At 31.8% G+C, this 8,169-nt stretch carries 9 protein-coding genes; 8 read left to right on the forward strand and 1 reads right to left on the reverse strand.

Features of this window, described 5'->3' with window-relative positions; genetic code table 11:
• The first annotated feature begins 48 nt into the window (after positions 1-48).
• The 6 genes from cysK to nth all read left to right on the forward strand — a co-directional run bounded on the left by cysK (position 49) and on the right by nth (position 5,165).
• Positions 49-960: a cysteine synthase A gene (cysK, locus tag JJE11_RS10010; protein ID WP_291635119.1), complete on the forward strand. Its 912-nt coding sequence runs from the start codon at positions 49-51 to the stop codon at positions 958-960.
• 35 nt (positions 961-995) lie between these two features.
• The gene (epsC, locus tag JJE11_RS10015; RefSeq protein WP_291635121.1) at positions 996-1,580 is read left to right on the forward strand and encodes a serine O-acetyltransferase EpsC; all 585 of its coding nucleotides are present in this window, start codon (positions 996-998) and stop codon (positions 1,578-1,580) included.
• Positions 1,581-1,594: 14 nt separating this feature from the next.
• The gene (queG, locus tag JJE11_RS10020; protein ID WP_291635123.1) at positions 1,595-2,587 is read left to right on the forward strand and encodes a tRNA epoxyqueuosine(34) reductase QueG; all 993 of its coding nucleotides are present in this window, start codon (positions 1,595-1,597) and stop codon (positions 2,585-2,587) included.
• Between the two features lie 37 nt (positions 2,588-2,624).
• On the forward strand, positions 2,625-3,332 hold the full coding sequence (locus tag JJE11_RS10025; RefSeq protein ID WP_291635125.1) for a 1-acyl-sn-glycerol-3-phosphate acyltransferase: 708 nt from the start codon (positions 2,625-2,627) through the stop codon (positions 3,330-3,332).
• Between the two features lie 66 nt (positions 3,333-3,398).
• A complete protein-coding gene (locus JJE11_RS10030; protein WP_291635127.1) occupies positions 3,399-4,358 on the forward strand; it encodes an L-threonine 3-dehydrogenase in 960 nt (319 codons plus the stop codon).
• Between the two features lie 177 nt (positions 4,359-4,535).
• Positions 4,536-5,165 carry an endonuclease III gene (nth, locus tag JJE11_RS10035; RefSeq protein WP_291635136.1) on the forward strand — a complete coding sequence of 210 codons (630 nt, stop codon included), beginning with the start codon at positions 4,536-4,538 and terminating at the stop codon, positions 5,163-5,165.
• Positions 5,166-5,249: 84 nt separating this feature from the next.
• Here the strand turns inward: nth and JJE11_RS10040 are convergent, their stop codons facing one another.
• Entirely contained in the window at positions 5,250-5,903 is a 654-nt protein-coding gene (locus tag JJE11_RS10040) for a hemolysin III family protein (protein ID WP_291635131.1), read from the reverse strand.
• 390 nt (positions 5,904-6,293) lie between these two features.
• Here JJE11_RS10040 and JJE11_RS10045 point away from each other — a divergent pair, with 390 nt between their 5' ends.
• A complete protein-coding gene (locus JJE11_RS10045; protein ID WP_291635132.1) occupies positions 6,294-6,884 on the forward strand; it encodes a DUF1836 domain-containing protein in 591 nt (196 codons plus the stop codon).
• A 12-nt stretch (positions 6,885-6,896) separates the two neighbouring features.
• Positions 6,897-8,123 (forward strand): peptidase T, encoded by a 1,227-nt coding sequence (gene pepT, locus JJE11_RS10050; protein WP_291635135.1) that lies wholly within the window; start codon positions 6,897-6,899, stop codon positions 8,121-8,123.
• The last annotated feature ends 46 nt before the right edge of the window (positions 8,124-8,169 follow it).

An 8,169-nucleotide genomic window follows, 5' to 3' on the forward strand; every position in this document is an offset into this window, starting at 1 on the left:
AAGATTTTCAGGGTCAATTAATTATTTTAAATTTGGAGGGATATTATTATGATGTATAACAACGTTTTAGATATGATAGGAGCAACGCCGGTTTTAAAACTAAATAAATTAGTTAAGGGTGACATGGCTGATATTTTTGTGAAGCTAGAAAAATACAATCCAGCTGGAAGTATAAAAGATAGGGCAGCCCTTGGAATGATAGAAAAAGCTGAAGAATTAGGATTACTAAAAGGAGGATTCACTATAGTTGAACCAACCAGTGGAAATATGGGAATAGCACTAGCAATGATTGGAAGAGTAAAAGGGTATGAAGTAATTATTGTAATGCCAGATAGCATGAGTGTTGAAAGACGTAGTTTAATTAAGGCATATGGTGCACAACTTGTTCTTACAGATGGTTCAAAAGGAATGAAGGGTGCTATAAATAAAGCAAAAGAAATAGCAGACGGAGATTCTAAATTCTTTTTGCCGCAACAGTTTGTTAATATAGCGAATCCAGAAAAACATTATGCTACTACTGCAGAAGAGATTTTTAGAGATGTATCAGATATAGATGTTTTTGTAGCAGGAGTAGGAACTGGTGGAACGATTACTGGAGTAGGTAGAAGATTAAAAGAAATTAGCAAGGACATTAAGGTAGTTGCAGTTGAGCCAGAAAAATCTCCTGTATTATCAGGAGGAGAACCGGGACCACATAAAATCCAAGGAATAGGAGCAGGTTTTACACCAGATATTTACGACAGCACTGTAGTTGATGAAATAATAAAAATTTCTGATGAAGAGGCTTTCGAAATAACAAAAAGAATCGCTAAAGATGAAGGCATATTAGTAGGGATTTCAACAGGGGCGAATATTGCAGCAGCTATAAAAATCGCAAAAAAAATTGGCAAGGGTAAAAAGGTTGTTACTGTTGCCCCTGATGGAGGAGAAAAGTATATTTCAATGGGAATTTACGAGTAAATTTTTAATATAATTCTATAGGAGTGGATGATTGTATGCTTAAAATGCTAAAATATGAAATTAAGAATGTATTAGAAAAGGATCCAGCAGCTAAGAATTGGGTTGAAGTAATCTTATTATACCCGTCTACTCATGCTATAATATTATATAGAATAGCTCATATTCTATATAATCACAAAATCTATTTTGTATCTAGAGCTATATCTCAATTGGCTAGATTCTTTACTGGAATAGAAATTCATCCAGGGGCTAAAATAGGAAAAGGATTGTTTATAGATCATGGAACGGGAGTAGTCATCGGGGAAACTACAGAAATTGGGGATAATGTAACCTTGTATCAAGGGGTTACGTTAGGTGGAACTGGTAAAGATACTGGTAAAAGGCATCCTACTTTAGGTAATGATATAGTAGTTGGGGCTGGTGCAAAGATTTTGGGCCCAATTAAAATAGGAACTGGTAGTAAGATTGGTGCCAATGCTGTAGTTTTAAAGGATGTATTAGCAAAGGGAACTGCTGTTGGAATTCCTGCTAGAGTGATTTTTAGAAAGACTATGCCTATAATAGAGATTAAGGATTATTTAGGCAACACTAAGATAATGTACAATGATATGATAATATAAAAAGGACTGAAAATATGGATATTAAGGAAGAGATAACTCGATTTTGTAAAAAACTTGGGTTGGATGCAGTGGGATTTAGCGAGTGTAGGATTTTTCATGAGCTAAATCCTTATTTTGAGGAAAGAAAAAAGCTAGGCTTAGAAAATGAGTTTGAGGAGCATGACATAGAGAAGAGAATAAATCCATTTTTATATATGCCTTATGGAAAAACTATAATTTCCATTGCATTTCCGTATTCATTTGATTCAGAATGCAATCAAAGGGTGCATTTTTCTAAATATACGTTAGGAAGAGATTATCATTCTGTTACAACGGAGTATATGGATAAAATTTGTAAATTTATTGATGAGTTGGGTGCGAAATCTATGTGTTTTGTGGATAGTAACGCGCTGCCAGAGAGATATATTGCCTGTAATAGTGGAGTGGGATTCATAGGTAAAAACAATACTTTGATAACGGAAAAGTACGGGTCATATGTTTTTTTAGGAGAAATTATAACAGATTTAATAATAGAACCGGATAAACCACTAAGGCAAAAATGTGGATATTGTGAGGTTTGTTTAAAAGCTTGTCCTACAAATTCTATTGTGAAAGGGCAAGTAGGGATAAATAATGATGCTAATATATGTTTATCATACATAACTCAGAAAAAAGATATAGAAGATTTTTGGTTTGAAAAAATTAATGGAAGACTATTTGGTTGTGATACCTGTCAAGGAGTGTGTCCATACAACAAAGAAATTGAATCTAGTTCTATTAAAGAACTTAAGCCATATGAATATATGAAGACAATCGATATAAAAACGCTTATGAATATTGATAATCAGCTATTTAAAGATAAGTACAAAATCACTTCTTGTGGGTGGAGAGGCAAAAATATCCTTAAGAGGAATGCAATTATTAATGCTATTCATTATGAAAAAGATAGAATTATAACTTTAGAAAAGGATACATCGCCGTATATAAGGGATTATTATCATAGACTTTTAAAGTTTTTCAAATTATAATAATTATATAGTTATTTTTATGAAAGGTGGAATTCTGATGATTTCGAATGTGGCGTTAAGAATAATAGACATTTTGCCAGATAAAGTTGTATCCTTTATAGCAAATAAATTACTAGATTCATACATTAATAAGTATGCAAATATAAAAACTTGCGGAATGGAGAAAATTAAAAATACAAAGTCGCCTATAATTTTCATATGTAATCATTTAAGTAATGCGGATGGCATAGTTATGAATCGGCTATTAAAAGATAATAATGTAACTTTTGTTGCGGGTGTAAAGCTAACAGATAATAGGCTTACAAAACTAGGGTTTCACGTGGCTAAGACGATACAAGTGAAACCTAATTCGGCAGATAAGGAGGCTATATCTAAAATAGTTAATACGCTAAAACAAGGTAATAACATTATGATTTTTCCAGAAGGCACAAGAAGTAGAAGTGGAAAAATGATAGAGGGCAAGAAGGGTATATTATTAATGGCTAAGTTATCTAAGGCAACATTTGTTCCAATGGGAATTTGGGGAACAGAAAAATTGTTGCCTATTAATGATAAGGGCATGGCGTCAGAAAAGTTTAATTATGCAGATGTAAATATTAATGTTGGTGATCCGATTGCACTTCCGATTAAAAATGAGGGTGAAGATAAAAATGAGTATTACGATAGGGCTATGAATGAAATAATGTTAAGCATAGCTGATTTGTTACCACAGCAATATAGAGGAGTATATTCCCTTGCAAAATAGGTAATAATGAAAATAGATTTATGAAAGCATAGTTTACGTTATTTATTTAAATGCGGAGGAAATACAATGAAAAAAATATTAGTAACAGGAGCCTTAGGACAAATAGGTTCAGAACTAGTAATGAAAATGAGAGGAATTTATGGTAGTGAGAATGTAATAGCTACAGATTTAAGAAGGCTAGAGAATAGCCCAGTAGTTACTTCGGGACCGTTTGAGTTACTAGATGTAACTGATCATAAAGCCATGCTTTACCTTGCTAAAAAATATGAAATAGATACATTAGTTCATTTAGCAGCCTTATTATCAGCAACAGCTGAAGTAAAACCACTGCTCGCTTGGAATATAAACATGGGTGGACTTGTAAATGCCTTAGAAGTTGCTAGAGAAATTAAATGTAAGTTTTTTACCCCAAGTTCCATAGGCGCGTTTGGTCCAAGTACTCCTAAAGATAATACACCTCAAGATACAATTCAAAGACCAACAACAATGTATGGTATAAATAAAGTTGCTGGAGAATTATTATGTGATTATTATAATAAGAAATTTGGAGTTGATACAAGAGGAGTACGTTTTCCCGGTTTGATTTCTTATGAAGTTCTACCAGGTGGGGGAACAACTGACTATGCTGTTGATATATATTATGAAGCATTAAAGTCAGGGAAATACACATCATTCATTGCGAGTGGTACAAAAATGGATATGATGTATATGCCGGATGCAATAAATGCAGTAATTAATTTATTGGAAGCTGATGCATCAAAATTAATACATAGAAATGCATTTAATATTGCAGCTATGAGTTTTGAACCAGAAGAAATAGCTTCTGAAATTAAAAAACATATACCAGATTTTATAATGGATTATAATGTAGATCCAATAAGACAAGGTATTGCTGATTCATGGCCAAATTCAATGGATTCAAGTTGCGCTAAAGATGAGTGGGGATTTATCGCGGAATATGATTTGGGAAAAATGACTACTGATATGCTCCAAAAATTAAGTGCAAAAGGAATTGGCGCTAAGTGACGCTAAGCAACATTTATACGTTGTTTGCCTCAAGTATGGGGTGAACAGCGTATTTTTATTTAATTCTTAAGGAGTTAGGTTATTTTCATATAGATTGTGATAGAATAATCCTAAGGAAGTCGTTAATATTGAAGCTGTGTAGCTGATTATTTGACTAGGGAAAAGTAGGTGGTTTATATAAATAAAAAAACAATCAATGCAGTGCTTAATATTCTTAATGAAACATATGAAGGGGTAAAGTGTGGTTTGGATTTCACGAACCATTATGAGCTTTTAATTTCAACAATACTATCAGCTCAATGTACAGATGAGCGAGTAAATATTGTTACAAAGCAGTTGTATAAGCAATTTAATACACCAGAAGCTATGGTTACTTTATCAGTTGTTGAACTAGGAGAAAAAATTAAAAGTTGTGGGTTTTATAATAATAAGAGTAAGAATATTTTAGGTGCTACTAAACTTATATTAGAAAAATACAAGGGCGAAGTACCAAGTACAATGGAACAACTAATAGAGCTTCCAGGAGTAGGTAGAAAAACCGCTAATGTGGTATTATCTAATGCTTTTGGTGTTCCAGCGATTGCTGTAGATACTCACGTTTTTAGAGTTTCAAAAAGAATTGGGCTTGCCTCAGGGAAAAACGTATGCGAGGTAGAACAACAGCTAATGAAAAATATTCCTAAAAAAATGTGGAGTGATGCTCATCACTTCATTATATGGCATGGACGAAGAATATGTAAAGCAAGGAAACCTAATTGTGAGGTGTGTCCTATAGCTCCTTATTGTGAATTCCTAAATGGTAAATAGCGCGAATGTAGTTTTTAGTTGAAAATAAATAGTCTTTTAATGGTTTGTAAACATTAAAAGACTATTTATTTGTAAATCCCTAAGTTAGTTAATGTACATTATGTACTTAAACATAAGTATATAATGGCAAAGACTACCTAGCATAATAAAAATATGAAATATTTCATGAAACCCAAAAAATTTTAAATTAATTTTGGGCCGTTTAGTGGCATATATAATACCGCCTACAGTGTAAAAGAGTCCACCAGCAAGTAACCACATAAAACCACCTAAGGATACAGCTTTTATAATAGGTACAACGGCAAAAATAGAAATCCAACCCATTAAAATATAAAATCCAGTGTATAACCATCTAGGAGCATCAAACCAAATTATCTTCAAAAGAATTCCTATAAGAGCTAAAAGCCAAATGCCTAAGAAAAGGAAGGTTCCGATGGCGCCTTTTAAAGCAATCAAGCAGATAGGAGTATATGTTCCTGCAATTAGAACGTAAATCATAGAATGATCTACTCTTCTAAGTACTTTAATAGTTTTTTTTGAAGATAAGGACTTATGATAAGTTGAACTTGCACAGTAAAGTAATATTGAGCTTACCCCGAATACTGATAGTATAACAGTGTTATATACATTGGTAGTATCTAATGAATATTTAATCAGTAGTATTAACCCTATTGTGGATAAAAAGGCACCAAGTAAATGTGTAAGGCTACTTATAGGTTCTCTAAATTTTGATAACAAATCACTCACTCCTTTAAAAAAATATAATAATTTATTATGTAAGGGGATCTTCAATTTAAGATAGATTATTTGCGCTAGACTCTAAGTAAATATATGTTATCCAGTTAGAGTGATATTATACGTAGTTTTAAAAACTAGATTATGTATATATCAATAATACAACATAAAATAATTATTATCAATATTGAAAATATATATATTTCTAGTGGATTTAGGCAATAATTTAAGATGCAGTTAAATTGCACTGTATAGCTTAGGAATAATAAAAATATCATTGGAGATATTAGTAAATATCGATTACTCATTGTAGATTACGCATAATCGGTGGATTATTCATAATCAGTGGATTATGCGTAATCTATGCTATATAATGAGGGAGAGGTGAAAGAAATGGAGTATAATAAGGAAAGTTTAAATAATTTAGTTCAAGAGATTATAGCAACAAAAGATATTAGTCTAATGGGGATACCATGCGTAGATTTATACATGGATCAGGTTACAACTTTTTTTAATGAAAAGCTTGGGACTCTGAAAAGAAATGAAGAAGATAAAATTCTTACAAAAACTATGATTAATAACTATACTAAAGGTAAGGTTTTAATGCCAGCAAAAAACAAGAAATATACCAATGAACATATGATACTGCTTACACTTATTTACAATTTGAAACAGATAATATCAATTAGTGATATTAATACAGTATTTGATTCTATTATTGATGTAAAAGCTCCAGAAGATACAAGCCTTTCACTAGAAGATTTATATAACAATTTTGTAGACATTAAAAAAGTTCAAAATCAAGAATTCGCTTGTGATATAGATAAAGACACAGAATTTATAAAAGGTAAAATCAAGGGAATGGGAAGAGAAGATGGAGAGTTAATAGAATTAATATTAATGATATTGTTACTTATTAATAAAGCTAATATGCAAAAGAGAATGGCAGAAAAATTAATTGATAGTTTTTTAAAGAATAAATAAGGAGATGAGCTTATGTCAAAAGTTGTAGAAAAGTTTTTAAAATATGTGAGCTATGATACTAAATCTGATGAGGGCTCAACGACTGTTCCAAGCACGACGGGGCAAATGTTACTAGCTACAGAATTAGTTAAGGAATTAAAGGCAATGGGACTTAATCAGGTAAGTGTAGATGATAATGGATATGTAATGGCGAAGATTCCTTCAAATTTAGAAAAAAAGGTGCCAACTATAGGATTTATAGCACATATGGATACTTCTCCCGATATGTCTGGTAAAGATGTTAAACCTAAATTTGTTTACAACTACGATGGTAAAGATATAATTTTAAATAAAGAAAATAACATTGTACTATCTCCAAATGATTTTCCAGAATTAAAGGATTATATAGGCAAAAATCTTATTACTACAGATGGAACTACATTGCTTGGAGCAGATGATAAAGCTGGTATTTCTGAAATAATGGCTGCTGTAGAATATTTGGTAGAAAATCCACATATTTCACATGGTACGATTTGTATTGGATTTACACCGGATGAGGAAGTAGGTCGGGGTGCAGATATTTTTGATGTAAAAAAATTTGATGCAGATTTTGCATATACTATAGATGGGGGTACTATTGGGGAATTAGAATACGAGAATTTCAATGCTGCCGGAGCAAAAATTTGTATTCATGGAAGAAATGTTCATCCAGGTTCAGCAAAAGGAAAAATGATTCACTCTACTCTTATAGCAAATGAATTTGTGAACTTGCTGCCACCAAATGAGACACCAGCTACTACAGAAGGCTATGAAGGATTCTACCATTTAATCAGCCTTAACGGGGAAGTTGAAGAAACTAAACTTCAATATATTATAAGAGATTTTAATAGTGAAAACTTTGAAAATAGGAAAACATTTATAAAAGATATAGCCGATAAACTAAACAGTAAATATGGAGAAGGAACAGTCGAAATAGAAGTTAAGGATCAATATTTTAATATGAAAGAAAAAATAGAACCAGTTAAAAAAATTGTAGATATAGCATTTTTGGCTATGAAGGAAGTAGGAGTAAATCCTATAATGGTACCTATTAGAGGAGGTACGGATGGTGCAAGGCTTTCTTTTATGGGACTCCCTACTCCAAATATATTCGCGGGTGGTCATAATTTTCATGGTAAATATGAATTCATACCTACATTTGCTATGGAAAAAGCAGTTGACGTAATACTTAAAATAGTTGAGTTATATACAGAAAAATAATATAAATTATAGCAAGAATATATTATTTGAATGTCCCTAATAAAGG

This window comes from Clostridium sp. (assembly GCF_016650095.1).
Classification (GTDB): domain Bacteria; phylum Bacillota; class Clostridia; order Clostridiales; family Clostridiaceae; genus Clostridium_AD.